Raw genomic sequence first — 26,482 nt, 5'->3', positions numbered from 1 at the left:
GGCCCTTGGCTTGTGACGAAGGACGAAGTTGCTGACCCGCAGAACCTTGGCATGTGGCTCAAGGTCAACGGCGAAACCATGCAGGACGGCTCGACAAAGACCATGGTTTATGGCGTGCGTCATCTGGTTTCATATCTGTCGCAGTTCATGTCGTTGCAGCCGGGCGACATCATCTCCACCGGCACGCCTCCGGGCGTTGGTATGGGCATGAAGCCACCGCGTTACCTCAAGGCTGGAGACGTTGTCGAACTCGGCATTGAAGGCCTCGGCACGCAGAAGCAGAACGTGCGCGCGGATATTTGAAGCGGAAACCAAAATGACGAAAATCACTGATCTGCGCGTCTTCGATCTCCGCTTCCCGACTTCGCAAAGTCTGGACGGCTCTGACGCAATGAACCCGGACCCGGATTACTCGGCAGCCTATGTCATCCTCGATACGGATGATGAGGTGCTGAAAGGCCATGGTCTTACTTTCACCATCGGTCGCGGCAATGACATTTGCTGTCAGGCCATTCTCGCCATGCGTCATCTGGTGGTCGGCGTCGATCTCGACGTGGTGCGCGAGGCTCCGGGCAAATTCTGGCGTCATCTTACCAGCGACAGCCAGCTGCGTTGGATCGGCCCTGAAAAGGGTGCGATGCATCTGGCAACTGGCGCTGTGGTCAACGCTTTCTGGGATCTGCTGGCAAAGCAGTCTGGCAAGCCGGTCTGGCGTCTGGTGTCGGAGCTTTCGGCAGAAGAAATCGCTGACATTGTCGATTATCGCTATCTGACCGATGTGTTGACCCGCGATGAAGCTGTCGAAATTCTGCGCAAAGCAGAAAGCGGCAAGGCCGAGCGGATCGCGAAGCTCGAAGCCACTGGCTATCCTTGCTACACGACCTCGGCGGGGTGGCTCGGCTATGGCGACGACAAGCTGCGTCGTCTGTGTCAGGAAGCCATTGATGAAGGCTTCAATCACATCAAGATGAAGGTTGGCCGCGATCTCGAAGACGATATTCGTCGTCTCACCATTGCGCGTGAAGTGATTGGGCCGGATCGTTATCTGATGATCGATGCCAATCAGGTGTGGGAAGTTGATCAGGCGATTGAGTGGGTCAACAAGCTTGCCTTCTCCAAGCCCTTCTTCATCGAAGAACCAACCAGCCCGGATGATGTTGCGGGTCATCGCAAAATCCGCGAAGCCATTGGTGAAGTGAAGGTTGCGACGGGCGAAATGTGCCAGAACCGCATCATGTTCAAGCAGTTCATCGCGGAAGGCGCCATCGACATTGTTCAGATCGACAGCTGCCGCATGGGTGGTCTGAATGAAGTTCTGGCCGTGCTGCTGATTGCTGCGAAATATAACAAGCCGGTCTGGCCACATGCAGGCGGTGTTGGTCTTTGCGAATATGTGCAGCATCTTTCGATGATCGATTATGTTGCCGTTTCCGGCACCATGGACGGTCGTGTGATCGAATATGTCGATCATCTGCACGAGCATTTCATCGAGCCATGCATCATCAAGGATGCGGCTTATATGCCGCCATCGCTTCCGGGCTTCTCGATTGAAATGAAGCCTCAGTCGATTACGGAATATACCTTTAAGGGTTAAGTCCGAAACCCCGGCCTGTTTACCCAAGCCGGGGTTTTTCTTATGAGCTCATGCGAAGCTATTCAGATAATCAGACCCATACCAAAAGATAATTCATTTTTAAGCGCAATCTTAAGTATTGTTCCCTTACGAAGACATGGTTGCGCGGAATAACTGCGCAGATTTTTGGGAAGAGTTCATGATGAAAAAAGCAATTTGGGTGCTTGGTGCTTCTATTCTTATGGCCGCAACGACTTCCGGTTCTGCGCAGGTTAGCGCCGAAGTTGGTGTGCTTTCCTGTGATGTTTCTGCGGGCATTGGCCTGATCATCGAGCAGAAGCAGAAGGTCAGCTGCACGTTGTCGAATGGCAATGGGCTGTCGCAGCAGTATAACGGCTCGATCGATCAATATGGTCTGGAGCTGGGTGAAACCACCGGCGGCCAGATGACCTGGACTGTTCTTGCTGCAACCACGACGGTTGAGCCGGGCGCACTTGCTGGCACCTATGCTGGTGCAGAAGCGGATGCAAGCCTTGGTCTTGGCGCAGGCGTTCAGGTTCTGGTGGGCGGAACTGGTCAGGCCTTCACGCTTCAGCCGCTGGCTGTAGACACCGAAAAGGGCACTGCACTGTCAGCTGGTGTTGAAACGCTGACACTGGAATATGTTCAGCAGTAAGTTTTGATTTTCGTAAAAGACAAAGGCGCGTCAGATCAATGGCGCGCTTTTTATATAAGCGCATCCCGAAAGGTGTGAGGTGGCTTTCGGAACAAGATGCGCGTAAACATGGTCTCTAAAGAAAGCGGATCATCAGCGCGCCGGTCAGAAGCAAGACGGCTCCCGCAATGCGTCCCGCTGTGATCTCGCGAACAGCGATACCCATAAAGCCGATCCGGTCAGCGGCAAGCCCAGCCAGCAATTGTCCAGCCACGGCAAGCCCCATTACGGCGGCCGCTCCAATGCGTGGCGTGAGCAGAACGGATGTTGTTACATAGATGCAGCCCAGCGCGCCGCCAGCCACAAACAACCAGCCCGCAGGCACGTTGAAGTTTGGCATAGCACCCGTTGCGCGCGCAGTAACTGCTGCAATCATTCCAAGAATGACGGCACCTGATAAAAATGAGATTGCGGCAGCAGTTACAGGCGAACCGAGACCACGCGCTAGTGCTGCATTGATGGGTGCCTGTATTGCAATGCACGCACCGGAAAGAATGCCGAACAGTGTCCAGATCATGTCGAAGCCTTGTCTAGAGCATAATGACGGTCGATGAGACCCTGCTTAAAATAGAGGAGTTTGATAACGGAGCGAAAATAGCCAGAAGATATGCGAGATCAACCGCCGCGATCAATCGCACGGATAATCTCACTCAAAAGTGACAGCCCCGGTTCTTATTTCTGTTCGCCTGCGGAAATCATATTCTTGCCGCGACGCTTGGCATCATAAAGAAGAGCGTCCGCCGCATACAAAGCCGAGCCCACATCATTGGGCGCAACACTGAAGCTGACAAGCCCCATTGAGAAGCTGACCGGGAAGCCAGCACGCGAAACAGCATCATCCAGCAAGGCTTTGATCTTTTGTGCTTCTACAAGGTCACTGGCCTTGGTTCCGCCCAAACGCAAAATGATAAATTCGTCGCCGCCGGGTCGTGCGCTGATTTCATCCGGGCGATTGCGCTCTGCAAGCGTTTCGCCAATCAGCCGCAACAATTCGTCACCCGCAGAGTGACCGCGCTGATCATTGACCTGTTTGAAATGATCGACATCGAAATAAAGAAGCGAGAATGGCAGACTGTGATTGCGCGAAGCCATAATGGCTTTTTCGATCTCAAGCTCAATGCCGGTGCGGTTGGCAATGCCGGTGAGGCCATCAACAAGTGCTAACTTGCGTGCTTCGCGCAAGACGCGGCGCATATTGAGAATCTCGACAGCTGTGCTGGCAAGGCCAGCAAGCTTGATCTTCTCTTCCGGTGTGCATTGTCTGGTCTTGGTATCGAGAGCGCAGATTGCGCCAAGCGTCGATCCATCTGGCGCAATCAGCGGCGCGCCAAGATAGAAACGGATGCCTGGGTCTTCTTTCACAAAAGGGTTGGTCGCAAAACGATTGTCACTGGTGGCATCTTCAATGAGGAACGGATCGGTTCCTTCAATTGCATGCGAACAAAAAGTGTTCTCGTTTGGCAAATCTCCAAAAACACATCCCGCCATGCCAATGTGATGCGTGGTGTGCTCGTCAACAAGCGAAACAGCAGCCATTGGCACGCCAAACGTCGACAACACGAGATTGCAGAGCGCATCCAGTGTGCGGTCCTGGCCCATCTCGATCGTGTTGTAGGAAGAAAGAACAGCGAGGCGGTGTTTGTCGTGTAAAAGCATGGGCCTCATTAAGCAAATTGGATTGCTTCAATCAACTAACAAATCTGTCAGACGAGGCTATGTGGGCATCCATGCGCAATGACGAGTTGCAATGGCTGTATTCGGATTAACCAGTAGACGTAAAATATGCTGGTTATGAACCATTAAAACTTGGGGTGCATCGTGAAGCAGTCACGACACTACTTATATGAAACGCCGCAGTGTTTCTGCATGGATTAAACATTTACAAGATGAGCGATAAATCTTAGTATTTGATTTTTATGAATATTTGCCTTCAAAATTTTCAGCTCACTGTTAGAAATGTTTATTCAGTTTGTGCGCGGAAAATCATCCTGAGACGTTATATGTGACGTCAGGAAGAGGATGCTAATATATGCACATACATGATCAGAAGAATCCCTTTGTTTCCTCGAATAATATTCTTTCTTTGGTCACGGAAAGCCCTCTGGGTGTTTGCATTACTGACGAGCAGGGTCTTTTCATTTTCGTCAACAGAGCGTTTTGCAATCTTTATGGCTATGAAGCTGATGAGCTGATTGGTCAGGATTTCACTATTCTGGTTCCCGATGCAAACAAAAATGAGCTTACTGCACTGCACACCAAGTTCATCAATGATTACTCAGAAGATGATAGCCAATCTCTGACAGAGCTCCAGATGGAATGGACTGTGCTGGATAGGCACGGCAATGAACTCTTCATTATCGCTAATGCGGTTCTGCTGCTGGGCAAAGATGGCAGCCGCAACAAGGCAACCTTTGTGACCGATATTACGCAGCAGAAGATTGCTGAAGACAAGTTGTTACGCGCAAACCGAAAGCTTGAATTTCATGCAACGCGTGATGAGTTGACGGCTCTGCTCAATCGCAGGGCTGGCCTTGATCGTGTGTCAAAAGCGATTGCTTTGTCGAAGGTGCGGCTTGAGCCTCTGTCGGTTGCGTTTATCGACGTGGACTATTTCAAACGGATCAATGATCTTTATGGGCATGTGGTTGGTGACGAGGTTTTGCGTGAGATTTCAGAGATGATCATCAATGGAATCAGAGAGGGCGATTCTGCCGTTCGTTATGGAGGCGAAGAGATTCTGATCATTATGCCGCGTACAAACGCACAAGCCGCTTTGGCCGTTATTGAAAGATTGCGTGGCCAACTTGCTGAGAGGCGATTGAGCAGCGAGTCTATTGAAGTGACGTTCTCAGCCGGTATTGCCGAGTATCAACGTGGGGATCGCAAGGCTTTTCTCGTTGCGGCTGATAAAGCTTTATATGCCGCAAAAAATGCCGGGCGTAATCGGTCGATGCTGAGCTAGTGATGGGAGTTGATAGACTGCTGATTTAAAGAGCAGGCGGCTTCCATTGCGATAGCGAAACTGCGCGAAACACTGTTGTCATCTTTTGAAAGTAAGAGTGGTGCCCGGAGACGGATTTGAACCGCCGACACGCGGATTTTCAATCCGCTGCTCTACCAACTGAGCTATCCGGGCATCCTGTCAGTGATTTCTCACTTGGTGGCGGTGTTGGTGTCCGCCGGAAGTGGGTGCGTTATAGCATTAAATTTCGCGCTGTCCAGCACCCTATCGCACTTTTTATAAGATTTCTTATAAACGCGCTAAAGCACCGTTTTGATTGTGGAAATCACATACAAGAAAACGTCAGTTGTCGTTTTCTTCCTCTTCTTCAATCGTTTTTCCCGGAATGACATAGCTTCCCGAAAGCCAGCGATTGAGATCAATGCTTTTACAGCGTGGCGAACAGAACGGATAAGAATCGCGCGTCGACGGCTTGCTGCACTCAGGGCAGGGGCGTGTCGGGCGCAACGGTGTTACGCGCGCGTCCGGTGCCGTTGATATGTCTTTCTTATCGCTCATAGAAATATCAGACCTTGCCGCTTTCCCAGTTTGCATAAACCGGATAGTCACCGTCAGCCAGCATGCTCACAACTTCCTGAAGCGGCAATCCCACAACATTGGTGTAAGAGCCAACCAGCTTGACCACAAAACTGCCAGCAAGCCCCTGAATGGCATAGCCGCCAGCCTTACCGCGCCATTCACCGGAAGCGAGATAGGCGTCGATCTGTTTGCGTGTCAGGCGTTCAAAGCGCAGGCGCGTTTCAACAAGCGTCTGGCGCAAATTGCCGTTGGGCAGGATCACGCAAACGCCGGTAAAAACCTTATGCGTGCGCCCCGACAAAAGACGCAGGCATTCCCGCGCTTCGTCAGTGATTTCTGCTTTGGGCAGAATACGGCGACCAACCGCGACAACCGTATCAGCTGCCAGCACAAAAGCTTTGGCGAATTTTTCATCGCCCTGCAATTGTTCCTGTGCAGCCTTTGCCTTTTCGCGCGCAAGACGACGCGCGAGCGAACGCGGATGTTCGCTACGCTCAGGCGTCTCGTTAATATCAGCCGGCTGAATATGATCCGGCTCAATGCCGACTTGCCCCAGAAGCTCAATCCTGCGGGGAGAGCCGGAGGCAAGAACCAGCTTATGTTGCGCGCTCATAGACACCAGTTTTCCTGAAAAGCGAAGTGAGGCTTACTTGAAGCGGTAGGTAATACGGCCCTTGGTCAGGTCGTAAGGGGTCATTTCAACCAGAACCTTGTCGCCTGCGAGAACGCGGATGCGGTTTTTGCGCATACGGCCAGCAGTGTGAGCAATAATTTCGTGGTCGTTTTCGAGCTTTACGCGGAACATTGCATTTGGCAGCAGTTCCGTAACAACACCTGGAAACTCTAGGACTTCTTCTTTCGGCATACGATACCTATTTCTTTCTACGATAAATTGGCCTGAAACCGGGCCATAGCTTTAAATTTGGCCGGAACCTATATGATTAGACGGCATTTGTGAACAACGGAATTGGATTAGGCTGTGAGGCTGTTAATTTGGGGCCAAACGCTGCGTAATTTGGCGCTTTAAGCGGTCGCGCACATCACGATAAGCATTCATGATCTGCTCGCGACTGCCTGTCACAAGCGTTGGGTCTGGTGTGGGCCAATATTCCACATTCACTGAAAATCCGCGCATTTTTTCAAGCACTGTATGATGGGCAAGCGGGGTCAGTGTAATGATCAGGTCGAAATAACCATCTGCCAGTTCTTCCAGCCCGCGTGGTTGCCGATCATCCAGCGATAAACCTTCTTCGACAAGTACGGCATCAACAAACGGATCACGTTCGCCGCGCTGCACACCTGCGGAAGCAATGAACATATTGGACGGCAACAGTTTTCTGGCAAGAAGTTCGGCAATCGGCGAGCGTATCGCGTTCTTTCCGCAGACAAAAAGCACAGAGGTTGGCCGTTTGGCGGCTTTAACTTCTTCTGATGGTGCAATCACGTCCTCAACCGGCATCAAGGATCAGCCCCGCCAGTGCAGCACGCAGACGAGCGTGAAAAGACGCCGTGCGGTTGTGAAATCGACTTCGATTTTGCCGTTCAAACGGGTTTGCAGAACTTGCGATCCTTCATTATGCAAGCCGCGCCGCCCCATATCGATGGCTTCGATCTTGCTGGGGCTGGCGGAACGGATCGCTTCATAATAGCTTTCGCAGACCATGAAATAATCGCGCACCACACGGCGAAGCGGCGTCAGCGATAGAATGTGAGTCGCAACAGTGTCGCCACTCTCGCGCATGATCAAAAAAATCAGGCGTGATTCCATCAGCGACAATTTGAGCTTGTAGGGTCCGCCCACATCGTCACCGACCGGGTAGAATGCGTTTTCTTCAACCAGATCGAAAATCGCGACCGCGCGTTCGTGCTCGACATCAGGCGTCGAGCGGCCGATGGACTCATCCAGCTCGATGTCGATCAATCGGGCATTAGGAACGCCAGCGGTCATGATCCCTCATAGATTAAGCCGAATGGCGACGGATTGTGCGTGAGCACCAAGGCCTTCGGCACGGGCGATTTCAATGGCTGCCGGTCCGAGCGCGCGCAACTGATCTGGGCCGAGTTTCAGAAGCGAGGTGCGCTTCATGTAATCCAGAACCGACAGGCCAGACGAGAATCGTGCCGAACGTGCCGTCGGCAAAACGTGGTTGCAGCCGCCGACATAATCGCCGATCACTTCTGGCGTGTAGGCGCCGATAAACACCGAACCAGCATTGCGGATTTTTGGCAAAAGCGCTTCCGGGTCAGCGGTCGCGATTTCCAGATGTTCAGCAGCAATACGGTTGGCCAGCGGAATGGCAGCTTCAAAATCATCAACCAGAATGACCGCACCAAAATCGCGCCAGCTTGCGGAAGCTGTTTCTGCACGCGGCAAAGTTTTGAGCTGGCGTTCGACGGCTTCTTCGACGGCCTTTGCGAAAGGCTCGTTATCGGTCATCAGGATCGATTGCGCAGCCGTATCATGTTCGGCCTGTGCCAGAATGTCAGCAGCCAGCCAGTCTGGATTGTTGTCCTTGTCGGCAATCACCAGCACTTCCGATGGTCCGGCGATCATGTCGATGCCGACCGTGCCAAATACGATGCGCTTCGCAGCAGCCACGAATGCATTGCCGGGGCCGACGATTTTGGCAACGGGTGCAATGGTTTCGGTGCCATAGGCGAGTGCCGCAACAGCTTGCGCACCGCCAACACGATAGATTTCTGAAACACCGGCCAGACGTGCTGCCACCAAAACCAGCGGATTGAGCTTGCCATCGGGCGAGGGGACAACCATCACGATGCGCTCGCAGCCTGCAACCTTTGCAGGCACGGCATTCATCAGCACCGAGCTTGGATAGCTTGCCGTGCCGCCCGGAACATAAAGGCCGACAGCTTCGATTGCCGTCCAGCGAGAACCGAGTTCCACACCAAGTGCATCGGTGTAGCGGTCGTCTTTTGGCAACTGACGCGCATGATGTTTTTCAATGCGCTCATGAGCGAGCTTCAGCGCTTCAATGGTCGAAGCTGGCGCTTCATCGAAAGCCGCATCAATTTCAGCTTCCGTCACACGGATGCCGGTCTTGTTCAGATCAATACGGTCGAAACGCTGTGAATATTCAATCAGTGCAGCATCGCCTTCGCGGCGTACACGATCAACGATTTCACGCGCAGCACGATCCACATCTTCCGAAACTTCGCGCTTGCCTGTGAGGAAAGCTGCAAACTTCTGTTCAAAATCAGGATCGTTTTGTCTGAGCGTCGTGGCCACGCTGGTATTCCTTTAATTATCAGTCATTTTCAGTCTGGGCAAAGCGGCAATCAGGCTTCGTGTTTTGGCACGGAGGCTGTTTCCCATGCTGGACCAAGATCTGTTAGCTGCGCTTCAATGCATTCTACATCGAGACGGATAGCGGCATTTGCCGAGAAAGTCAGTTCCAAAGTTCCGGCTGGTGCTTCGCCTGCGATAAAGCGGATAGCCAGCAGAGAAAGAACTTCTTCGGTCTTTTGGCGGTCGATGCCGCTGCCTTTGACCGCCGTAACGCGGTTAAAATGCAAAGCGGTACGGCGGCGTTGATATTGCGGCTTGCGGAACAGCTTTGGCTTGGCTTCTTCCCACGCAAAACGGTTGAGCGTAAGGACAAAGCGCTTATCCGCCGCCAGATATTGCAGGTCTGATACTTTCAGAACCGCATCCTGAAGATGGGCGGACAGGACCTGCAAATCTTCCTCATCCAGCGCCACAAGCTTCAACATTTCCATATCTGGTATCGTTCCTTGCTATTCTCAAAATGATGTTGGAAGCAACTTTACATGTAGCCACAAAAAAATCGACAGGCTTTTCAGCCTGTTGATTAATAAGCTAAAGCATGTCTCGGAAAAGTGGGAACCGTCTTCGCGGGGAAATCAGTCCACTGGACTGATTTCTGATCCCGCTACGATCCGATAACGACATGCGTAAAAACAAAGAGATAAAGCGTGTCGATCGAATACGATAAATTGCGACACGCTTTAGGAGTGAAAGAAAAGCCGGAATGCTGTGCGCAACTCCGGCTTTTGAACTTTTATCCGCTGATGCGTTCGACGTTGGCTCCGCAACGCGAAAGCTTTTCTTCCAGACGCTCAAAGCCACGATCAAGGTGATAGACGCGATTGACAATGGTTTCGCCTTCAGCTGCAAGGCCAGCGATTACCAGCGAAACCGAAGCGCGCAGATCCGTTGCCATAACCTGCGCACCCTTGAGGCGCTCGACGCCTTCAACGGTTGCAGTCTGGCCGGACAGCGAAATTTTCGCGCCAAGACGTGCCAGTTCCTGCACATGCATGAAGCGGTTTTCGAAAATCGTCTCAGTAATGTGTGATGTGCCCTTGGCCATCGTCATCAAGCCCATGAACTGTGCCTGAAGATCGGTTGGAAAGCCGGGGAATGGATCAGTGGTAACATCAACCGGATGAATACCATGGCCATTGCGAACAACGCGAAGACCGCTATTGGTTTCGGTGATTTCCGCGCCGGCCTTGCGCAGGACATCAAGCGCGGCAGTCAACTGGCTTGCTTCAGCACCTTCGAGCACAACATCGCCGCCGGTCATCGCGACAACCATGGCATACGTGCCGGTTTCGATGCGGTCAGGAATAACGCGAACGCGAGCACCCGACAGGCTGGTTACACCCTGAATGTGGATTGTCTCGGTGCCTGCACCCGTGATTTTTGCACCCATGGCGTTCAGGCAGTCAGCAAGATTGACGACTTCCGGTTCACGCGCAGGGTTCTCGATAATGGTTTCGCCCTTGGCAAGCACCGCTGCCATCAGCATGACATGGGTTGCACCAACCGAAACTTTCGGGAAACGATATCGTGCGCCAACAAGACCACCCTTGGGTGCGCGTGCTTTAGCATAACCGTTTTCAATGTCGATCTGAGCGCCAAGCGCCTGAAGGCACTCAAGAAGCAAGTCAACCGGGCGCGTACCAATCGCGCAACCGCCCGGCAGCGATACGGTCGCTTCGCCCATACGCGCCAGAAGCGGTCCAATAACCCAGAAGCTCGCACGCATCTTGGAAACCAGTTCATAAGGAGCAACGGTATCGACAATCGTGCGAGCCGTGAAATGGATGGTGCGCGAATATGAACCGTCCTGATGTTCGCGGCGGCCATTGACCGAATAATCAACGCCGTGATTGCCCAAAATACGGATCAGCTGCTCGACATCGGCGAGGTGCGGCACATTTTCAAGTGTTAGCGTATCGTCGGTGAGAAGCGAAGCAATCATCAGTGGCAGCGCGGCATTTTTCGCACCAGAGATAGGAATGACGCCATTAAGCTTATTGCCGCCGACGATTTTGATGCGATCCATGCTGTTTCACCTTCTGGGCCGAAGCCGTTGCCCGGTAATCGAATTTTGCAGGCTCTGCGGACTTGGGACTCGCAGTGCTGCAATATGAAATTGACTGATCCTGCGGCGAAATTACGTCGATCACGAATCATAGTCGTGCGGTGACGCCAGCAAGAGATTTATTGCGCTTTTATAACAGCTCCTCCCCATCTTCAAGGAAGGCTTTGCAACATACTTATTCGCTAAAAAGGTAATTTTTAAAGTTACCAATGCTGATCAAGCACAACTGATCTCAATCCTGATCTTGTTTCCCGGCTGTAATGCCGTCGTTGCGCTCGTCTGCATCGCCCGCGCGTCGGGAACGTGATTGCACTTTGCGGCGCATCAGATTCGCCCGTAGCTGTTCTGCTCGCCGCTTTTCACGCGGGTCAGGCTGGCTCTGTTTGTTGTTTTTGGTATCTTTTTCACTCATGACGACTGTGTACTACGGCGCATTGCCCGCGAAAAGTGGGTTTTGTAGCTGCTTGTGGGAGATTTCCACATTATGTCAAAATAATTGCATTTGGTTGCTTGCGATTTGCGTAATGATGTGTCAGAAGTCCGCCGCGTTCAAGAGAATGCTGCGGTAGCTCAGTGGTAGAGCACTCCATTGGTAATGGAGAGGTCGAGAGTTCAATCCTCTCTCGCAGCACCAGTTCCTTCGACAAATTGCGCTAACTCTCATAAAAATATCAGTCATAATGTCGCTTCATCAATAAAGATGGAGAGGTCTGTCGATCTGTATTGTTCTCAATATTATTCGCGACGCTAATGGTCTGGAAGTTAGATCATATATCTTAATATTATAATCGCGAGTGAAACCGTAATTGCTCCGCCAATGCGTGTCGCTATTTGTGCGAAAGGCATCAAAGCCACACGGTTGGCCGCGGTTAAAATTGCAATGTCGCCAGTCCCACCTTGTCCGCTGTGGCACCCCGTCACAATTGCAGTGTCGATTGGGTAAAGTTTAACAAACCGGGCAACAAAGAAACCTGTCGTGATCAGAGAGAAAACCGTTGCGAAGACTGTCACGACAGTGGGTAAGTTAAATACCGCAATAAATTTCGCCCAAGGCGTATAAGCCACTCCCATTGCAAACAGTAGCGGCCATGTCACAATAGTTGAGAAAAACTTGTAGACATGATGACATCCGGTTTCGATGCGCGGCTCGAATAGTTTGCCAACTTTGGCTGCAACAGCCAAGAATAGCATGCATATCGGCGCCGGAAAGTCTGTTAAATCCTGAACATAGACGCCTAGCAAATACAGGCTGACAATCGTAACGCCTGCTGCTGCAATATCTGTGATTGCGACAGTTTCGACGGCTCTGTCAGCTGGGGGTGTCATGTGTTTGTCGTCTGGCTGTAATCGCCCTTCGCCAGTGAGATGCGGATAGTGCTTTCCTAGCAAGTTGAGCAAGCCACATAGAAAAACGGCTGTAAAACTACCGAGCATAACAACCGGTATAATCTGTGCAAATAGAACATCTTGTGGCTGATGAAGAATGAGCGAATATCCCATAGAGAGTGGAATTGCGCCTTCTCCTAATCCTCCCGCCATAATAGGCACAACGATGAAGAAGAGACTGTGTATGGCTGTTAGTCCCATTGCCATGCCCACAAGAGTTCCCATGATCAACGCAACAATTGATCCTGCGGCGAGAGGCACAAAAATTCGGAAAAAACCGTTTATCAGAACGCGGCGATCCATACTCACTATGCTGCCGACGATGATTGCTGCAATGTAGAGATAGAGGAAGTTGGATTGCTTGCTGAAGGTCGTCACGGATGTCGCAACAGATGCCGGAATAACGCCATAGAATACAGCAGCCGACGGCACCACGAATGCCATAATCGCAGCTCCACCCATTAGTCCCAGAATTCGAAAGCGCTTGCCGAGCTCCATGAAAAGAAAGCCACCCACAGACAGAATGCCGATCGACATCGTCAAATCTGTGGGCACTTTGCCAATCGATGCGAAGCCAACGATCAGCAGCGCTATGAGTAAATATATAGGAAGCGGCACGACGCCTATACGCATGCTCTGTACTGACAAGAAGGCTTTACGCCAGCCAGCTTCATTGGTTTTGCATGTCGTCTCGTCATTAAGAGCCATACAGCCTCCTTAAAAGTATTTTTTGAGTATCGATGTCTTTGCACTGTAAATTCGTGCGCAGATTTGCCGGTACGGCTGAATAATATATTTTAGGTTCTATCCGGGGGTGGGTTCAGCCTGATAAAACTACGTCGTGCTGAGCGTTCAGAACCCAAATGATAAAGTTGCTGAAAACGGATAAGTGTGCTTGGTGCAGCTTTTTTGCGACTAATATAATATACTTTTTAGGATCCATTTTTTCGCAAAACTTAATAAAATTATATTTGAAATTATTTATTCATATTTCCATTTCGTAATTCGAAACAAATACATATAAACTATAAAATGTTATTTAGTCCATCATCCAATTTCATATGAGCAATTTTCATAATCGGAAGGATATTTTTTTCTTCGCAATATTTTTAGAAATATGAATTCCCCAGAAGAACTTTAGACGATTGCTGCTCTTGCGTATGAGGCGAATGGTTTCTCTTTTTGCAAGTGCGCGTAAACCAATTTTCCGGCGCTTGGACTGCGGTTCTTTTTGGCGTTCGATCTCAATTTCACTGGTTAAATAGGGGGCATTCGCCGTACTGCATCGCGTCAGAATGACGTCTTGAATAGCGATTGCCGGTTGGAGCTGCCATAGCGAGAATTGGGCAACGCTGGGATCAAAAAGATAATCGTCGATTGGTGTCGAACCCGGTATATATTGATCCAGCATTTTCTGAGCGGCTGATTTGCTTATTACATAAGCTCCAGACCCCCAATGCTTGTAATATAGCTGGCCCAACTCACGATTGTTTTTGGTTTTTATTGTTCGCGTCGATATGAGTGTGGGTTCATCAACCGTCTCTAGCTTAATAATTTCGGCGCCTTGGGGGATCCAGTCTGTAGAATTGATGAAATCACTCGTATCATTGGATAAATGCAGGTCGTCTTCCATAACAATGGCGTAGTCATCGGCGGACGCTACTATCTGCCGGTAAATGGCTAGATGCGATTCAGAGCAAGCGATCTCACCGGTAGTGAGTGGCTTGCCTTGAGTGCGTTTGCTTCTGTAAAGAGCAATTTCATCTTTTGTAAATTGCGCGCCATCAGTAGCAGGGTGGCGAATGAAGTTTGCTGAATAAGATTGCAACAACTCAGATATGCGGTGCATTCGTTCTGGTGCACGGTCAAGATTAATAATATAGCACTGCATATTGATTGCCCCCTAATTATTAGTGTTTTATCTGAGGCTAATTAATAATGTCAGTACCTGTTCTTCTTTATCACCAGATAGCACGACTACCTGATCCTAAAGTTCCATATAAAGGACTTTTCGTTCGGCCTGAGAGTTTCCGTTCTCAAATGAAATGGCTGAAGTCATTGGGTTATAAAGGGCTCTCCGTTCGTGATGCTTGGCCTTATTTGCAGGGCGATAAGAAGGGTAAAGTCGTCGTCATTACTTTTGATGATGGATTTTTGAATACACTTGAACATGCAGCTCCCGCACTGGCGGAATTTGGCTTCACTGCCACCAATTATTTCGTCGCCAATCAAATTGGTGGAAGTAATGTCTGGGATGCAAAAGAAGGCATACCTCAATCGCCGTGTATGAATGCCGGTGAATTACGTGAATGGGCGGGGTTGGGGCATGAGGTCGGCGCGCACACATTAGATCATTGTCTTCTTCCTCAAATTTCTTACCAAGAGGCGCAACGTCAAATTACTGATTGTAAAGGCAAAATAGAAGACGTGCTCGGGTCGGAAGTCACCAGCTTCTGCTATCCTTACGGTGGAAATGATCCGGTCCACAGACAGATTGTGAGGGAGGCCGGATATCTCAACGCTACAACGACAGTGAGTAAACGCGCCAGTTCGACTGACGATGCGTTTGGCATTCCCCGCATCTATATTCGCTATCGACATTCAACATTGGAAGCGATGCTGCGTATTTTGTTGAAATAGCGGTGCCGAATAGTTTTACGGGTTGCGCGGCAAACTTAGCAGGCTGATTGCTGCGGGCTTTCCAAAGGTCGGCATAGAAAATACGGGGTTTACCCCATCGAGCTCAAAAGATTAAATACTTATGGAAGCGTTCTGGCGGAGAGAGCGGGATTCGAACCCGCGATACGGTTCCCCGTATACACACTTTCCAGGCGTGCGCCTTCAACCACTCGGCCACCTCTCCACTCATTTGCTGTCTTGAAATCCGCAAGTGCGGTAAGAACTCTCGCAAACACGACACCGTTCAAATCAGGCATTGGTTAGTTGCCAAAACAGGTGCTGCGGCGCGCAATATAGCCAGAATACACATATGTTCAACTGCTATTTGTCAGTTTTTACGTTAATTTGTGGCTGGCTATGCGAAAGTTTTTTATAGGCAATTAAGTAGTTGTTTTTAAAAGATATTTTTATGGGTATATTTGATTTTAGGTTTAGGCTACGCGCTACATTAGCCTTGTGTTACGCTGCGCCGGCGAATTGAGATGATATTCGATAGCAATTAACGTGGATATTCGCGTTCAATGCTAGCCTGTAAACTCGAGGATAGAAAACCGTGTTTCGTTTTGTGTTGCGTAGTCTCGCGGTGGTGTGTCTGGCACTGGCAGTCGTTTTTGCCGTTCTGGATGGTGCGCGTTCAGTTGGTGCGCAAGAATTCGTAGTGAAGCCGCTGCTGGAGATGTGGGCTGTTGGTGTGCCAGAACTGTTGGGGGATGCAGAAGCGTTGGTGACGCACTATATAGGCTTAGTCGCTTGGGACAGAGTGTTTGTTCCTTTGCTTGAACAGCCCGGCTGGCTCGTTTTCGGTGTGCTGGCACTCTTGCTTTATCTGGCGGGTTATCGTCGCGAAAAGCGCTTTGGCAGCTTCACTGCTTAATCTTTCTTGGGTTGGAGCGGCTCTGAAAGTTACATAAGATTGGTTTGTCCAAGAGCGTTGCGCATCATGCGCATATTCTGTGCTCTTCAGGAGGTGTTGAATGAGTTTCCTAGACAGCTATCGCAAGAAGGTTGAAATGCCTTCGCATCAGGACGCCTTGCCGGGCCGTGCTGCGGCACTTCCGACGGCAGCGTCGCATTATGTTTCAGGCAAACCACTCAAGGGCCCATGGCCGGAAGGCATGAAACAAATCATGTTCGGCATGGGTTGTTTCTGGGGTGCAGAGCGGCTGTTCTGGCAGGTACCAGGCGTTTATGTGACGGCTGTTGGCTATGCAGGCGGCATTACGCCCAACCCGACCTATGAAGAAACGTGCACCGGCCTGACCGGTCATGCTGAAGTGGTGCTGGTCGTCTATGATCCGAAGGTCGTGAGCCTTGACGAATTGCTGACCCTCTTCTGGGAAGAGCACGACCCGACGCAGGGCATGCGGCAGGGCAATGATATCGGCACGACCTACCGTTCAGTGATTTACACATTTGATGCTGCTGATCGCGAAGCGGTTGAAACGAGCAGAGATGCTTATCAGGCCGCGCTGGCGTCGCGTGGTCTTGGTCCGATCACGACGGAAATTGCTGATGCTCCGACTTTCTATTACGCGGAAGATTATCACCAGCAATATCTGGCCAAGAATCCGAACGGCTATTGCGGCTTGCGCGGAACGGGCGTGAGTTGCCCAATACCGGCTGCATCATAAGAAGCAAAAAAACGCGCGGTTAACCCCGCGCGATTTTCTTATTTAAGATCAACATGCCTTCATCATCGCCGCTCAGTTCTTCAAAATCGCTCCAGGCGATTTTCCGGTAAAGATCTGGCTTGTCGGTATAGAGATAGGCTTCACTATAGCCGAGTTCGTGGGCTGCTGTTTCAATCGCTGTCATGAGCGCTTTGGCAACACCGCGCCCACGGAATTCCGGTGCAACGAGCAGGCTTGCAACCCATGGCTTGAGATGGGGGTGGCTTTCAAGATCATTGTGAATGAGCAGAACAAAGCCTGCCAATTCACCATTCCAGAGCGCTGCACGCACGGCCTGACCATCGGTGGCGTGGATCAGTTCGTTCAGAGCATCGACGATTTGTTCTTCGGTTGCGCCCGCTGCTTGTCCCCATTCGACATGGTTCCATTTCGCGCAGATGGCTGCGAGATCTTTACGTTGTTCGAGGGTAATGATTTCAATCATGCAATTACCAGTGTGGAGGTTTGGTGACAGGGATTTCGGGCGCTGTCTGCTCTTCCAGTGTCAGAAAGCGATCTGTCAGCGCGGACAGTTTTTTGTTGAGCTGATCAATCGTTTTCCACTGCTCTGCAAGCGCGGATGAAAGTTCATCAATCGTCTTTTCCTGCTCTGCGACCCGAATTTCAAGCTCTGTCAGGCGGTTATCCGTGGACATAGGACTGTTCCATTTTTGTCGATCATCGGAAGATAAAAAATCCGCACTGTCCGCTCAATAGCAATTATCGAGTGGTCAGCGCGGATTGGTATAAGGCTTATCGTAAGGTTTGAAACTTACTTCGTGCCATACATGCGGTCGCCGGCGTCACCGAGACCCGGAACGATATAGCCCTTTTCATCAAGGCTATCATCGATAGAGGCGGTGAAGACATCAACGTCTGGATGAGCCGCTGTGAAGCGCTCAATGCCTTCCGGTGCTGCCAGCAGGCACAGGAACTTGATATTGGTTGCGCCGCGTTCCTTCAGCTTGTCGATCGCTGCGATGGCCGAATGGCCGGTGGCCAGCATAGGGTCTACAACGATAATCAGGCGGTTGACGATATCTTCCGGTGCCTTGAAATAATATTCGATTGGCTGAAGCGTATCGTGATCGCGATAAAGGCCGATATGCGCCACGCGAGCGGCTGGTACCAGATCCAGCATACCTTCGAGAAGGCCATTGCCCGCGCGCAGGATCGAAGCGAAAACCAGCTTCTTGCCTTCAAGCGTCGGCGCTTCCATTGGCATCATCGGCGTTTCGATATGCATGGTGGTCAATTCGAGATCGCGTGTCACTTCATAGCAAAGCAGCAGCGATATTTCTTTCAGCAAGCGCCGGAAACTGGCGGTTGAGGTTTCGCGCTTGCGCATAATGGTGAGCTTGTGCTGGACAAGCGGATGGCTGACGACATTAACGCCCATGTTGTTTCCACTTTTCTTGTTATCTTTATCGACTGTAATGGCTAATTAAGCCGGAGAAAACGCGTGGCAGGCGCGCACGCACAGTTTTCTATTTCTTTGAACATTTTGCACAGATGCGCAAGTGGCGATCACAAAAGGGGTATCGGCTTGCGGTCTGTGCTTGTATCGTCCGGTACAAGCTTTATATGCATCAAGCAAACGGAAAACGGAGATCGGCTTCGTTTCGCACATGAACCGGCAGGATAGTTATGAGCCAGCACAACGGCAATGCAGACCGCGTGGGCGCACAAGGTGGCATGGAGCATTCATTCGGCTTCAAGGCGGTCGATGAAAGCGAAAAGCAGGGGCTGGTCAACGACGTTTTCCATAAAGTCGCCAAGCGTTACGATGTGATGAATGATCTCATGTCGGGTGGCCTGCATCGTGTCTGGAAAGATGCGATGATCGGCTGGCTGGCACCGTCCAAGCGTCCGGGCTTCAAATCGCTCGATGTGGCTGGTGGCACAGGCGATATTGCTTTCCGTATTGTAGAAGCTTCGAACCGTCAGGCGCATGTCACCATTCTTGACATTAATGGCTCGATGCTGGGTGTTGGTCGTGAGCGTGCGATCAAGAAGGGCTTGGCTGACAATCTCGAATTTGTTGAAGCCAGTGCCGAAGAACTGCCCTTTGAAGATGCTAGCTTTGATGCTTACACGATTTCATTTGGCATCCGTAACGTGCCGCATATCGATAAGGCGCTGTCCGAAGCCTATCGTGTGTTGAAGCCGGGTGGCCGTTTCCTGTGCCTTGAGTTCTCCGAAGTTGAACTGCCGCTGCTTGATAAGATTTATGACCAGTGGTCTTTCAAAGCCATTCCGCAGATCGGCAAGATGATCACGGGTGATGCTGATTCCTACAGCTATCTGGTGGAATCGATCCGCAAATTCCCCAAGCAGGAGGATTTTGCGCGCATGATCCGCGAAGCGGGTTTTGAGCGTGTGAGCTATCGCAATTTTACAGGCGGTATTGCAGCCCTTCATTCTGGCTGGAAGCTCTGAGATCAGTATGAGCAATATTTCTGCGGCTTTGAGATTGATGCGTGCTGGCTGGATCATGGCACGCGAAGGCGTATTGAGTTCGCTGCCTGTTGATGATGCGGCAGGGTTGCCTGCATTGGGACACAAGGCTGCGAAGCTTCTTGCACGCAAACGCGCGAAAGATGCGCCTCGCTCCGAGCGTATTTCGCGGGCGATGAATAAGCTAGGGCCGTCTTACGTGAAGCTCGGCCAGTTTCTTGCAACCCGTCCTGATATTGTTGGTAAAGACGTTGCTGCTGATCTGGAGCTTTTGCAGGATCGCCTTGATTTTTTCCCACAGGATGAAGCTGTATCAGCGGTTGAGAGTTCCCTTGGCCGCAAGATCGATGATCTCTATGTGAGCTTTGACGCGCCAATTGCGGCCGCATCCATGGCGCAGGTTCATCCGGCTTATGTGATGAAAGACGGCGCGCCGCATAAGGTTGCGGTCAAGGTTATCCGCCCGGGTGTGCGCCAGCGTTTTGCACGTGATCTTGAAAGCTTCTTTATGGTCGCTCGCATGCAGGAGCGACACATCCCGTTCACGCGGCGCTTGCGCCCGGTCGAGATGGTCGAAACGCTGCATCAGACCACACGTATCGAGATGGACTTGCGGCTTGAAGCGGCAGCGCTTTCTGAAATCGCAGAGAACATTAAAGACGATGAGGGCTTCCGTGTTCCTAACGTGGATTGGGAGCGCACGGGCCGCGATGTTCTGACGCTTGAATGGATCGACGGCATTAAAATGTCGGACATCGATGGCTTGAGAGCGGCAGGCTTTGATCTCAAAAAGCTTTCGGAAACGCTGATCCAATCCTTCCTGCGCCATACGCTGCGCGATGGTTTTTTCCATGCGGATATGCATCCGGGCAATCTGTTTGTTGATCCGCAGGGTGTGATTGTTGCCGTCGATTTCGGTATTACCGGACGACTGAACAAAGATCAGCGGCGCTTTCTCGCAGAAATTCTTTATGGCTTCATCACACGCGATTATCTGCGCGTGGCGGAAGTGCATTTTGAGGCCGGTTACGTGCCACATACGCATGATGTGGCGAGCTTTGCGCAGGCAATCCGCGCCATTGGGGAGCCTATTCACGGACAACCCGCAGAAACCATTTCGATGGCGAAGCTTCTAACGCTGCTGTTTGAAGTGACCGAACTGTTCGACATGGAAACGCGGCCAGAGCTTCTGATGCTTCAGAAGACGATGGTGGTGGTTGAAGGTGTATCGCGCACGCTCGATCCGCATTTCAATATGTGGAAAGCTGCAGAGCCGGTTGTCGGCGGTTGGATTCGTAAAAATCTCGGGCCGCAGGGCATGTTGCTTGATGCAAAAGACAGTGCCTATGCGCTGCTGCGTTTCGCCCGTAAAACACCAGAAATGGTTGCGCGAATGGATCGTGCCACGGCTGCGATGGACGCTATGGCAGTCAAGGGTTTGCATTTTGATGCAGAGACTGCAGAAGCGATTGGCAGAGCAGAAGCACGTCATACGCGTTGGGGCCGAATTGCGCAGATAGTGATTGCAATTTCACTGGCTGCGATTGCAATTAAGCTCTATATCGAGCTTTAGCGCATCTATTTGTTGATTATTCGATAAAAGAATGATTTCATTGATTGCACCAGAAACCATCCGGTGCAATCAAATGGCCAGTATTACAATCCGTAACCTTGATGACGCAGCCAAAGAACGATTGCGCGTAAGAGCCGCTCAAAACGGGCGCTCGATGGAAGAAGAAGCGCGGCTTCTTCTCGGCGGGCTGGAAGAGGCAAAATCGGTAGCCGTTGTCTCGTCGCCTGTTTCCGGTTCATTGCAGGGTAAGCGCATTCTTCTCATCATCAGTGGTGGTATCGCTGCTTATAAAGCACCGGATCTTATCCGCCGTCTGCGCGAACGCGGCGCGCATGTGCGTCCGCTGATGACAGCGGCAGCTCAGCAATTCGTGACGCCGCTGACGATTGGCGCAGTTGCTGCCGATCATGTTTTTACCGATCTTTTCTCGCGCGAAGACGAACAGGATGTTGGCCACATCCGCCTTGCGCGTGATGCGGATCTTATCGTTGTCGCACCTGTAACGGCTGGCCTGATGGCTAAAATGGCCAATGGAATTGCTGACGATTTGGCGAGTGCCGTGCTTCTTGCACGCAAAATTCCGTTGCTGATTGCACCTGCCATGAACCCTGCTATGTGGGATAATCCGGCAACCAAGCGCAATCGCCTGACGCTTGAAAAAGACGGCGTGCATTTCATCGGGCCTGAAAAGGGCGAGATGGCGGAAAGTGGAGAGGCGGGCACAGGCCGTATGAGCGAGCCGCTTGCCATTGTTGCCGCCATTGAAAACCTGCTTGCGCCACAGGCAAAGCCGCTTGCAGGCAAAGTGATCGTCATGACATCCGGCCCGACACATGAGCCGATTGATCCGGTGCGCTATATTGCCAACCGTTCCTCGGGTAAGCAGGGCCATGCGATTGCAAACGCGCTGGCACGTCTGGGCGCAACGGTGCATCTTGTATCCGGTCCGGTGACGATTCCTGACCCGCAAGGCGTTAACGTCATCCATGTCGAGACAGCCCGCGAAATGCAGGCAGCCGTTGAAAATCATTTGCCCGCCGATGCCGCTGTGATGGTTGCAGCCGTTGCCGACTGGCGAACCGCCAATTCAGCCGATCAGAAGATTAAAAAGCAGCCGGGCGAGGGTGCTCCAACGCTCAGCATGGTTGAGAACCCGGATATTCTGGCCGGTGTTGGTCATAGTGAGAAGCGTCCCGGTCTTGTGGTGGGTTTTGCTGCGGAAACGCAGGACGTGCTCGCCAATGCAGGCCGCAAGCTCGACAAGAAAGGTGCTGACTGGATCGTCGCCAATGATGTATCTGGCGATGTGATGGGCGGTGACCGCAACCGCGTGCGCATCCTGAGCCATGCTGGCATTGAAGAATGGCCGGAAATGAGCAAGGAGCAGGTTGCTGAAAAGCTTGCAGAAAAAATTGCAGAGGCTTTGTTGGCTCTGAATAAATCGTAGTAGGCTTTGTAGAAATTACTCGCAAAGAGTTGGAGTTTCGAAAAGAAATAATCTCCATCACATTTGATCATCATTATATTTGAGGGTGATCAGATGAAATATACTGTTGTTCCAGCCTTTTTGGTTTTCTTACAGGGTGGGGCAATGGCAGCACCGCAAACGCCAGATGTTCTTTATGGGCCATTGTTTGAAGCCGTTCAGCTGCAACGGGTCTTTCCAGATTCGAAAAGTTTCGCTGATGCAGTGCCAAATGGTAAGCCAGAGGAGATTGTTGCACTTTATAATGCGCAGTCTAAGCTACCGGGTTTTAACCTCACCGCTTTTGTAAACAGCCATTTCACGCTCGCGCAGGATGCACATAAGGCCTATGCCAGTGTCGAAGGTGAAAATGTGTGCGAGCACATTGATACGCTCTGGGATTATTTGAAACGCGAACCCACGAATGACGAAGCTTTGGGGTCGCTATTACCGCTTCAGTTTCCCTATGTCGTGCCAGGTGGACGCTTTCGTGAGATCTATTACTGGGACAGCTATTTCACGATGCAGGGGCTGATCGCAAGTGGCAGGGTCGATCTGGCAGAAACGCTACTGCGCAATCTCGCTGATCTTGCCACGCGTTATGGGCATGTTCCCAATGGCAACCGCAGCTATTATCTGAGCCGTTCACAGCCGCCGTTTTTAGCAGCTATGGTCGAACTTATGGTGTCTGTGAAAGGCAAAGCGGAATATAAAAAGTATTTGCCCGCACTCGAGGCAGAATATGCCTATTGGATGGATGGTTCAGAAGGTCTGCGTCCGGGTGAGCGACATCGTAACGTGGTCATGATGCCTGATGGAGCCGTTCTCAACCGTTATTGGGATGAAAAGGATACGCCGCGTGAAGAATCTTATTTCGAGGACGTCAACACGGCGCGGCAATCACAGCGCGCATCCCACGAAGTCTATAAAAACTTGCGTGCTGGCGCGGAAAGTGGCTGGGATTTCTCGTCCCGCTGGCTGAAAGATCCGAATGACCTGTCGTCGATCCGTACGATTGATATTGTACCAGTTGATCTGAATGCGCTGCTTTTCCAATTGGAAACAACACTGCAAACGGTCTATGCCCTTAATTACGAAACGACCAAATCTGAAGACATGCATGATCGGGCGAAAGCTCGACAAAGAGCTATTAATGAGTATCTTTGGAATGAAGTTGACGGTTATTTTGTCGACTATTGGCTGGATGAACAAAAACAATCACGTCAGCTGACCGCTGCAACCGTCTATCCGCTTTATTTCCGTCTTGCGACGCTGAATCAGGGAGACAGAACGGCTGTCGCTGTTAAGGACATCCTTCTAAAAAGCAATGGTGTGACAACCACCTCGCTGAAAACCGGGCAACAATGGGATGAGCCGAATGCATGGGCACCATTGCAATGGCTGGCTACCCAGGGATTTTCCTATTACGATCATCCACAGCTGGCACAAGATATCGCAACGCGGTGGTCTCAGGCTGCGGTCAAACATTATCAGAAGACCGGTAAATTGACCGAAAAATATAACGTGAACTCAACGGATGAGAAAAGTCAGGCGGGAGAATACCCAACGCAGGATGGTTTCGGCTGGACGAATGGGGTCCTGCGCGCATTTTTGGCGCAGTACCCATCTATCGTAGATGATAACCCGTCATGCGTAAGCAAAGCTGCTTCGCATCTATTCAAGAAAAAATAGCTGCTTTATCAGGCCTTTTCGCGGACCTGATAATCCTTGATCGCGGCGAAGCGGATTGCTTTCCAGCGCTCAGCTTCATAGTTGAGCGAGAAGCCGTTTTGCGCGAGGAAGACCGGATCATTGTCAAGATCATGTGCAATATCAGCGCGGTGCGAAGCAATGAAACGGTCAAGTTCGGCTGGATCATCTGCGGTGATCCAACGACAGACGGAGAAGCGCGACATTTCAAAGCCGACCGGCAACGAATATTCGATCTTGAGACGTTCGGTCAGAACGTCGATCTGGAGAGCGCCGACAACGCCGACAATCGCAGGGGAGCCATCATCGGGTACGAAAAGCTGCACGACGCCTTCTTCCGCCATCTGCTGAAGCGCTTCACGCAGCTTCTTGGCTTTCATCGCATCATCGAGGCGGACACGGCGCAGGATTTCCGGTGCGAAGTTTGGCACACCGCGAAACAAAATGTCTTCGCCCTCGGTCAGCGTATCACCAATGCGCAATGTGCCGTGGTTCGGGATGCCGACCACATCACCCGCAAAAGCTTCATCGGCAATTTGACGCGAACGCGCAAAGAAGAACTGCGGCGCAGACAAGCTCATCGGCTTGCCGGTACGGACCAGCTTGGCCTTCATGCCGCGCGACAGTGTGCCTGAGCATACGCGCAGGAACGCAATACGGTCGCGATGGTTCGGGTCCATATTGGCCTGAATTTTAAACACGAAGCCGGTCATTTTGGCTTCGGTGGCGCCAACCATGCGGCTATCTGCCTTTTGGTCGCGTGGGCTTGGGCCAAAATCACAGAATGCTTCGATGAGATCGCGCACGCCGTAGTTTTTGAGCGCCGAGCCGAAATAAACTGGCGTCATATGGCCTTCGCGGAAGGATTCGAGATCGAACGGGCGGCAAACGCCCTGAGCCAGTTCCAGACTGTCGATCCATGCCTGACGTTCATTTTCCGGCAGAAGCTTTGCCGCTTCTTCCGGTCCGCTCACTTTGGTAGGCTTTTCTTCGGAATCCTTCTGGCGCACAGTATTGTTGCGCAGATCATAGGTGCCAGCAAAGCTCTTACCCGAGCCGATTGGCCATGTGATAGGGGCAGTATCAAGCGCCAGCTTTTCTTCGATCTCATCAAGGATTTCGAGCGGGTCGCGGGCTTCGCGGTCCATCTTGTTGACGAAGGTCACGATTGGAATATCGCGCATGCGGCAGACTTCAAACAGCTTCAGCGTGCGTGGCTCGATACCCTTGGCGGCGTCGATAACCATAACGGCGGAATCCACTGCTGTCAGCGTGCGATAGGTGTCGTCCGCAAAGTCTTCGTGGCCCGGTGTGTCGAGCAGGTTGAAGATGCAATCCTTATATTCAAACGTCATCACCGAAGTGACGACGGAGATACCGCGATCGCGTTCGATGTTCATCCAGTCGGAACGGGTCTGGATACGGTCTTTCTTGGCTTTCACTTCACCGGCAAGCTGAATAGCGCCGCCGAACAGCAGTAGCTTTTCGGTGAGTGTGGTTTTACCGGCATCCGGATGCGCGATGATCGCGAAGGTGCGGCGCTTTGAAACTGGATGGTCTTGAGCGGACATAAAAGAAACTCGTAATTGCGAAAGGATGGGCTGCGCAAAACGCGCGCCGCGAAGATGTTGCGCTGCATCTAGCAGTCATTGGGCAAAAGGTCGAGTTGAAATGAAAAAAGCGGCGTGTGAACGCCGCTTTGTGTCGTTTGAGAGGCTATATTAGCGCTTGATGCCAAGGCCGAAGGCAATGAATGACCAGCCTTGGAAGATCAGATCGATGGCAAGGAACAAGCCGAGAATGAACAGGCTGTTGACTGGCCACTGCATGGCAATGACGAGGCCCGCGAGAGCGGTGATAACACCTGCGGCAACAATCCAGCCCCAGCCTGCTGCTGGCTTTGAATGAAAACCAAGCCAGATACGGAAAATGCCTGCACCAATAAGGGCTGCTGCGAGAAGGAAGGTCAGAACACCAGCTGCCAAAATTGGATTGGTGAATGCGACGATACCAGCGGCCGAATAGAGAAGGCCGCTCAGCAGCCAGAAGAAGAAACCGCCCCATGTCTTCACGCCGAAGGCGTGGATGATTTCGATGATACCTGCGACCAGCATCATGATGCCGACATAGTAAACCGAAACCACGGTAGCAAGCACGAGATTGCCGAACGCAATGCCGCCAAGAATCAGTAGCGCCACGCCAAGAGCGACAAACCAGCCCCATTTTGTTGTGACTTCTGTCGGAAGATTAGACCGGTTAAAATTACTTTGCGTTGTTGCCATGAGATGTCCCTCTGATTGCAAGTCCCGCAGCTAATATAAAGTAGATCGCAGATTTGACC

General features: G+C 51.4%; 29 protein-coding genes and 3 tRNA genes. 12 read left to right on the top strand and 20 right to left on the bottom strand.

All coding sequences use genetic code 11. The annotated features are described in order from the left end of the window. The 3 genes from J2782_RS07770 to J2782_RS07760 form a co-directional block, all read left to right on the top strand. On the top strand, positions 1 to 303 hold a 303-nt coding region (locus tag J2782_RS07770), incomplete at its 5' end, for a fumarylacetoacetate hydrolase family protein (RefSeq protein WP_310011013.1). A gap of 13 nt (positions 304 to 316) precedes the next feature. Further along, positions 317 to 1,594, top strand: coding sequence for an L-fuconate dehydratase (locus J2782_RS07765; protein WP_310011012.1), 1,278 nt, complete (start codon positions 317 to 319; stop codon positions 1,592 to 1,594). A gap of 178 nt (positions 1,595 to 1,772) precedes the next feature. Next, the gene (locus J2782_RS07760) at positions 1,773 to 2,249 is read left to right on the top strand and encodes a DUF992 domain-containing protein (RefSeq protein WP_310011011.1); all 477 of its coding nucleotides are present in this window, start codon (positions 1,773 to 1,775) and stop codon (positions 2,247 to 2,249) included. 115 nt (positions 2,250 to 2,364) lie between these two features. Here the strand turns inward: J2782_RS07760 and J2782_RS07755 are convergent, their stop codons facing one another. Together J2782_RS07755 and J2782_RS07750 are read right to left on the bottom strand one after the other, a co-directional pair. Further along, a complete protein-coding gene (locus tag J2782_RS07755; RefSeq protein ID WP_310011009.1) occupies positions 2,365 to 2,805 on the bottom strand; it encodes a DMT family transporter in 441 nt (146 codons plus the stop codon). A 155-nt stretch (positions 2,806 to 2,960) separates the two neighbouring features. Further along, positions 2,961 to 3,944, bottom strand: coding sequence for a sensor domain-containing diguanylate cyclase (locus tag J2782_RS07750; RefSeq protein ID WP_310011008.1), 984 nt, complete (start codon positions 3,942 to 3,944; stop codon positions 2,961 to 2,963). A gap of 373 nt (positions 3,945 to 4,317) precedes the next feature. On the opposite strand from J2782_RS07750, the gene J2782_RS07745 reads away from it, so the two are divergent. Next, on the top strand, positions 4,318 to 5,250 hold the full coding sequence (locus tag J2782_RS07745) for a sensor domain-containing diguanylate cyclase (RefSeq protein ID WP_310011007.1): 933 nt from the start codon (positions 4,318 to 4,320) through the stop codon (positions 5,248 to 5,250). A gap of 98 nt (positions 5,251 to 5,348) precedes the next feature. On the opposite strand, the gene J2782_RS07740 is transcribed toward J2782_RS07745, so the two are convergent. The 10 genes from J2782_RS07740 to J2782_RS07695 form a co-directional block, all read right to left on the bottom strand. Beyond that, positions 5,349 to 5,424 (bottom strand) — tRNA-Phe (locus J2782_RS07740). Positions 5,425 to 5,592: 168 nt separating this feature from the next. Further along, the gene (gene yacG / locus J2782_RS07735; protein ID WP_250039037.1) at positions 5,593 to 5,808 is read right to left on the bottom strand and encodes a DNA gyrase inhibitor YacG; all 216 of its coding nucleotides are present in this window, start codon (positions 5,806 to 5,808) and stop codon (positions 5,593 to 5,595) included. Positions 5,809 to 5,815: 7 nt separating this feature from the next. Further along, complete coding sequence (locus J2782_RS07730; RefSeq protein WP_310011005.1) at positions 5,816 to 6,442, bottom strand: Maf-like protein; 627 nt, start codon at positions 6,440 to 6,442, stop codon at positions 5,816 to 5,818. A 33-nt stretch (positions 6,443 to 6,475) separates the two neighbouring features. Further along, positions 6,476 to 6,694 carry a translation initiation factor IF-1 gene (gene infA, locus J2782_RS07725; RefSeq protein ID WP_007873428.1) on the bottom strand — a complete coding sequence of 73 codons (219 nt, stop codon included), beginning with the start codon at positions 6,692 to 6,694 and terminating at the stop codon, positions 6,476 to 6,478. Positions 6,695 to 6,817: 123 nt separating this feature from the next. Continuing rightward, complete coding sequence (locus tag J2782_RS07720; RefSeq protein WP_310011003.1) at positions 6,818 to 7,288, bottom strand: arsenate-mycothiol transferase ArsC; 471 nt, start codon at positions 7,286 to 7,288, stop codon at positions 6,818 to 6,820. A gap of 6 nt (positions 7,289 to 7,294) precedes the next feature. Beyond that, positions 7,295 to 7,777, bottom strand: coding sequence for a UPF0262 family protein (locus J2782_RS07715; protein ID WP_250039035.1), 483 nt, complete (start codon positions 7,775 to 7,777; stop codon positions 7,295 to 7,297). Between the two features lie 6 nt (positions 7,778 to 7,783). Then, the gene (hisD, locus tag J2782_RS07710) at positions 7,784 to 9,076 is read right to left on the bottom strand and encodes a histidinol dehydrogenase (RefSeq protein ID WP_310011002.1); all 1,293 of its coding nucleotides are present in this window, start codon (positions 9,074 to 9,076) and stop codon (positions 7,784 to 7,786) included. 50 nt (positions 9,077 to 9,126) lie between these two features. Then, the gene (locus J2782_RS07705) at positions 9,127 to 9,567 is read right to left on the bottom strand and encodes a DUF2948 family protein (protein ID WP_250039033.1); all 441 of its coding nucleotides are present in this window, start codon (positions 9,565 to 9,567) and stop codon (positions 9,127 to 9,129) included. 302 nt (positions 9,568 to 9,869) lie between these two features. Continuing rightward, positions 9,870 to 11,162, bottom strand: coding sequence for a UDP-N-acetylglucosamine 1-carboxyvinyltransferase (murA, locus tag J2782_RS07700; protein WP_250039032.1), 1,293 nt, complete (start codon positions 11,160 to 11,162; stop codon positions 9,870 to 9,872). Positions 11,163 to 11,433: 271 nt separating this feature from the next. Continuing rightward, positions 11,434 to 11,613: a hypothetical protein gene (locus J2782_RS07695; protein WP_310011001.1), complete on the bottom strand. Its 180-nt coding sequence runs from the start codon at positions 11,611 to 11,613 to the stop codon at positions 11,434 to 11,436. Positions 11,614 to 11,760: 147 nt separating this feature from the next. Here J2782_RS07695 and J2782_RS07690 point away from each other — a divergent pair. After that, positions 11,761 to 11,835 (top strand) — tRNA-Thr (locus tag J2782_RS07690). A gap of 128 nt (positions 11,836 to 11,963) precedes the next feature. On the opposite strand, the gene J2782_RS07685 is transcribed toward J2782_RS07690, so the two are convergent. Together J2782_RS07685 and J2782_RS07680 are read right to left on the bottom strand one after the other, a co-directional pair. Continuing rightward, the gene (locus J2782_RS07685) at positions 11,964 to 13,295 is read right to left on the bottom strand and encodes a 2-hydroxycarboxylate transporter family protein (RefSeq protein ID WP_310011000.1); all 1,332 of its coding nucleotides are present in this window, start codon (positions 13,293 to 13,295) and stop codon (positions 11,964 to 11,966) included. A gap of 364 nt (positions 13,296 to 13,659) precedes the next feature. Continuing rightward, positions 13,660 to 14,478, bottom strand: coding sequence for a glycosyltransferase family 25 protein (locus J2782_RS07680; RefSeq protein ID WP_310010999.1), 819 nt, complete (start codon positions 14,476 to 14,478; stop codon positions 13,660 to 13,662). A gap of 47 nt (positions 14,479 to 14,525) precedes the next feature. Here J2782_RS07680 and J2782_RS07675 point away from each other — a divergent pair, with 47 nt between their 5' ends. Beyond that, complete coding sequence (locus tag J2782_RS07675) at positions 14,526 to 15,227, top strand: polysaccharide deacetylase family protein (RefSeq protein WP_310010998.1); 702 nt, start codon at positions 14,526 to 14,528, stop codon at positions 15,225 to 15,227. 133 nt (positions 15,228 to 15,360) lie between these two features. On the opposite strand, the gene J2782_RS07670 is transcribed toward J2782_RS07675, so the two are convergent. Further along, positions 15,361 to 15,450: transfer RNA gene (locus J2782_RS07670), tRNA-Ser, on the bottom strand. Between the two features lie 369 nt (positions 15,451 to 15,819). Between J2782_RS07670 and J2782_RS07665 the strand changes: the two genes are divergently transcribed. After that, positions 15,820 to 16,140, top strand: coding sequence for a hypothetical protein (locus tag J2782_RS07665; protein ID WP_310010997.1), 321 nt, complete (start codon positions 15,820 to 15,822; stop codon positions 16,138 to 16,140). A gap of 100 nt (positions 16,141 to 16,240) precedes the next feature. Beyond that, the gene (msrA, locus tag J2782_RS07660) at positions 16,241 to 16,897 is read left to right on the top strand and encodes a peptide-methionine (S)-S-oxide reductase MsrA (RefSeq protein WP_310010995.1); all 657 of its coding nucleotides are present in this window, start codon (positions 16,241 to 16,243) and stop codon (positions 16,895 to 16,897) included. Positions 16,898 to 16,916: 19 nt separating this feature from the next. On the opposite strand, the gene J2782_RS07655 is transcribed toward msrA, so the two are convergent. The 3 genes from J2782_RS07655 to upp all read right to left on the bottom strand — a co-directional run bounded on the left by J2782_RS07655 (position 16,917) and on the right by upp (position 18,335). Beyond that, on the bottom strand, positions 16,917 to 17,381 hold the full coding sequence (locus tag J2782_RS07655) for a GNAT family N-acetyltransferase (protein WP_310010994.1): 465 nt from the start codon (positions 17,379 to 17,381) through the stop codon (positions 16,917 to 16,919). Between the two features lie 4 nt (positions 17,382 to 17,385). Continuing rightward, a complete protein-coding gene (locus J2782_RS07650) occupies positions 17,386 to 17,592 on the bottom strand; it encodes a SlyX family protein (RefSeq protein WP_310010993.1) in 207 nt (68 codons plus the stop codon). 116 nt (positions 17,593 to 17,708) lie between these two features. Continuing rightward, positions 17,709 to 18,335 carry a uracil phosphoribosyltransferase gene (gene upp / locus J2782_RS07645; protein ID WP_310010992.1) on the bottom strand — a complete coding sequence of 209 codons (627 nt, stop codon included), beginning with the start codon at positions 18,333 to 18,335 and terminating at the stop codon, positions 17,709 to 17,711. 248 nt (positions 18,336 to 18,583) lie between these two features. Between upp and ubiE the strand changes: the two genes are divergently transcribed. The 4 genes from ubiE (at position 18,584) to treF (ending at position 24,123) form a co-directional block, all read left to right on the top strand. Then, positions 18,584 to 19,375 carry a bifunctional demethylmenaquinone methyltransferase/2-methoxy-6-polyprenyl-1,4-benzoquinol methylase UbiE gene (ubiE, locus tag J2782_RS07640; protein ID WP_310010991.1) on the top strand — a complete coding sequence of 264 codons (792 nt, stop codon included), beginning with the start codon at positions 18,584 to 18,586 and terminating at the stop codon, positions 19,373 to 19,375. 7 nt (positions 19,376 to 19,382) lie between these two features. Further along, complete coding sequence (gene ubiB, locus J2782_RS07635) at positions 19,383 to 20,966, top strand: 2-polyprenylphenol 6-hydroxylase (protein ID WP_310010990.1); 1,584 nt, start codon at positions 19,383 to 19,385, stop codon at positions 20,964 to 20,966. 73 nt (positions 20,967 to 21,039) lie between these two features. Continuing rightward, on the top strand, positions 21,040 to 22,413 hold the full coding sequence (coaBC, locus tag J2782_RS07630) for a bifunctional phosphopantothenoylcysteine decarboxylase/phosphopantothenate--cysteine ligase CoaBC (protein ID WP_310010989.1): 1,374 nt from the start codon (positions 21,040 to 21,042) through the stop codon (positions 22,411 to 22,413). A gap of 93 nt (positions 22,414 to 22,506) precedes the next feature. Further along, positions 22,507 to 24,123 carry an alpha,alpha-trehalase TreF gene (gene treF, locus J2782_RS07625; RefSeq protein ID WP_310010988.1) on the top strand — a complete coding sequence of 539 codons (1,617 nt, stop codon included), beginning with the start codon at positions 22,507 to 22,509 and terminating at the stop codon, positions 24,121 to 24,123. 8 nt (positions 24,124 to 24,131) lie between these two features. Here the strand turns inward: treF and J2782_RS07620 are convergent, their stop codons facing one another. Then, positions 24,132 to 25,712, bottom strand: a complete 1,581-nt coding sequence (locus tag J2782_RS07620) for a peptide chain release factor 3 (protein ID WP_310010987.1) — start codon at positions 25,710 to 25,712, stop codon at positions 24,132 to 24,134. Positions 25,713 to 25,862: 150 nt separating this feature from the next. Continuing rightward, positions 25,863 to 26,423 carry an HdeD family acid-resistance protein gene (locus tag J2782_RS07615; protein ID WP_310010986.1) on the bottom strand — a complete coding sequence of 187 codons (561 nt, stop codon included), beginning with the start codon at positions 26,421 to 26,423 and terminating at the stop codon, positions 25,863 to 25,865. Positions 26,424 to 26,482 lie beyond the last annotated feature (59 nt).

It is taken from the genome of Brucella pseudogrignonensis (assembly GCF_031454375.1).
Classification (GTDB): Bacteria; Pseudomonadota; Alphaproteobacteria; order Rhizobiales; family Rhizobiaceae; genus Brucella; species Brucella pseudogrignonensis_A.
The sequence above is the reverse complement of the archived record's forward strand: the minus strand, read 5'-3'. Positions and strand labels throughout refer to the sequence as shown.

Bases quoted from the DNA above. Each gene is read 5' to 3' on its own strand.
- J2782_RS07765 (WP_310011012.1), top strand. From the start codon at position 317: ATGACGAAAATCACTGATCTGCGCGTCTTCGATCTCCGCTTCCCGACT.
- J2782_RS07760 (WP_310011011.1), top strand. From the start codon at position 1,773: ATGATGAAAAAAGCAATTTGGGTGCTTGGTGCTTCTATTCTTATGGCC.
- J2782_RS07755 (WP_310011009.1), bottom strand. From the start codon at position 2,805: ATGATCTGGACACTGTTCGGCATTCTTTCCGGTGCGTGCATTGCAATA.
- J2782_RS07750 (WP_310011008.1), bottom strand. From the start codon at position 3,944: ATGCTTTTACACGACAAACACCGCCTCGCTGTTCTTTCTTCCTACAAC.
- J2782_RS07745 (WP_310011007.1), top strand. From the start codon at position 4,318: ATGCACATACATGATCAGAAGAATCCCTTTGTTTCCTCGAATAATATT.
- yacG (WP_250039037.1), bottom strand. From the start codon at position 5,808: ATGAGCGATAAGAAAGACATATCAACGGCACCGGACGCGCGCGTAACA.
- J2782_RS07730 (WP_310011005.1), bottom strand. From the start codon at position 6,442: ATGAGCGCGCAACATAAGCTGGTTCTTGCCTCCGGCTCTCCCCGCAGG.
- infA (WP_007873428.1), bottom strand. From the start codon at position 6,694: ATGCCGAAAGAAGAAGTCCTAGAGTTTCCAGGTGTTGTTACGGAACTG.
- J2782_RS07720 (WP_310011003.1), bottom strand. From the start codon at position 7,288: ATGCCGGTTGAGGACGTGATTGCACCATCAGAAGAAGTTAAAGCCGCC.
- J2782_RS07715 (WP_250039035.1), bottom strand. From the start codon at position 7,777: ATGACCGCTGGCGTTCCTAATGCCCGATTGATCGACATCGAGCTGGAT.
- J2782_RS07705 (WP_250039033.1), bottom strand. From the start codon at position 9,567: ATGGAAATGTTGAAGCTTGTGGCGCTGGATGAGGAAGATTTGCAGGTC.
- murA (WP_250039032.1), bottom strand. From the start codon at position 11,162: ATGGATCGCATCAAAATCGTCGGCGGCAATAAGCTTAATGGCGTCATT.
- J2782_RS07695 (WP_310011001.1), bottom strand. From the start codon at position 11,613: ATGAGTGAAAAAGATACCAAAAACAACAAACAGAGCCAGCCTGACCCG.
- J2782_RS07685 (WP_310011000.1), bottom strand. From the start codon at position 13,295: ATGGCTCTTAATGACGAGACGACATGCAAAACCAATGAAGCTGGCTGG.
- J2782_RS07680 (WP_310010999.1), bottom strand. From the start codon at position 14,478: ATGCAGTGCTATATTATTAATCTTGACCGTGCACCAGAACGAATGCAC.
- J2782_RS07675 (WP_310010998.1), top strand. From the start codon at position 14,526: ATGTCAGTACCTGTTCTTCTTTATCACCAGATAGCACGACTACCTGAT.
- msrA (WP_310010995.1), top strand. From the start codon at position 16,241: ATGAGTTTCCTAGACAGCTATCGCAAGAAGGTTGAAATGCCTTCGCAT.
- J2782_RS07655 (WP_310010994.1), bottom strand. From the start codon at position 17,381: ATGATTGAAATCATTACCCTCGAACAACGTAAAGATCTCGCAGCCATC.
- J2782_RS07650 (WP_310010993.1), bottom strand. From the start codon at position 17,592: ATGTCCACGGATAACCGCCTGACAGAGCTTGAAATTCGGGTCGCAGAG.
- upp (WP_310010992.1), bottom strand. From the start codon at position 18,335: ATGGGCGTTAATGTCGTCAGCCATCCGCTTGTCCAGCACAAGCTCACC.
- ubiE (WP_310010991.1), top strand. From the start codon at position 18,584: ATGAGCCAGCACAACGGCAATGCAGACCGCGTGGGCGCACAAGGTGGC.
- ubiB (WP_310010990.1), top strand. From the start codon at position 19,383: ATGAGCAATATTTCTGCGGCTTTGAGATTGATGCGTGCTGGCTGGATC.
- coaBC (WP_310010989.1), top strand. From the start codon at position 21,040: ATGGCCAGTATTACAATCCGTAACCTTGATGACGCAGCCAAAGAACGA.
- treF (WP_310010988.1), top strand. From the start codon at position 22,507: ATGAAATATACTGTTGTTCCAGCCTTTTTGGTTTTCTTACAGGGTGGG.
- J2782_RS07620 (WP_310010987.1), bottom strand. From the start codon at position 25,712: ATGTCCGCTCAAGACCATCCAGTTTCAAAGCGCCGCACCTTCGCGATC.
- J2782_RS07615 (WP_310010986.1), bottom strand. From the start codon at position 26,423: ATGGCAACAACGCAAAGTAATTTTAACCGGTCTAATCTTCCGACAGAA.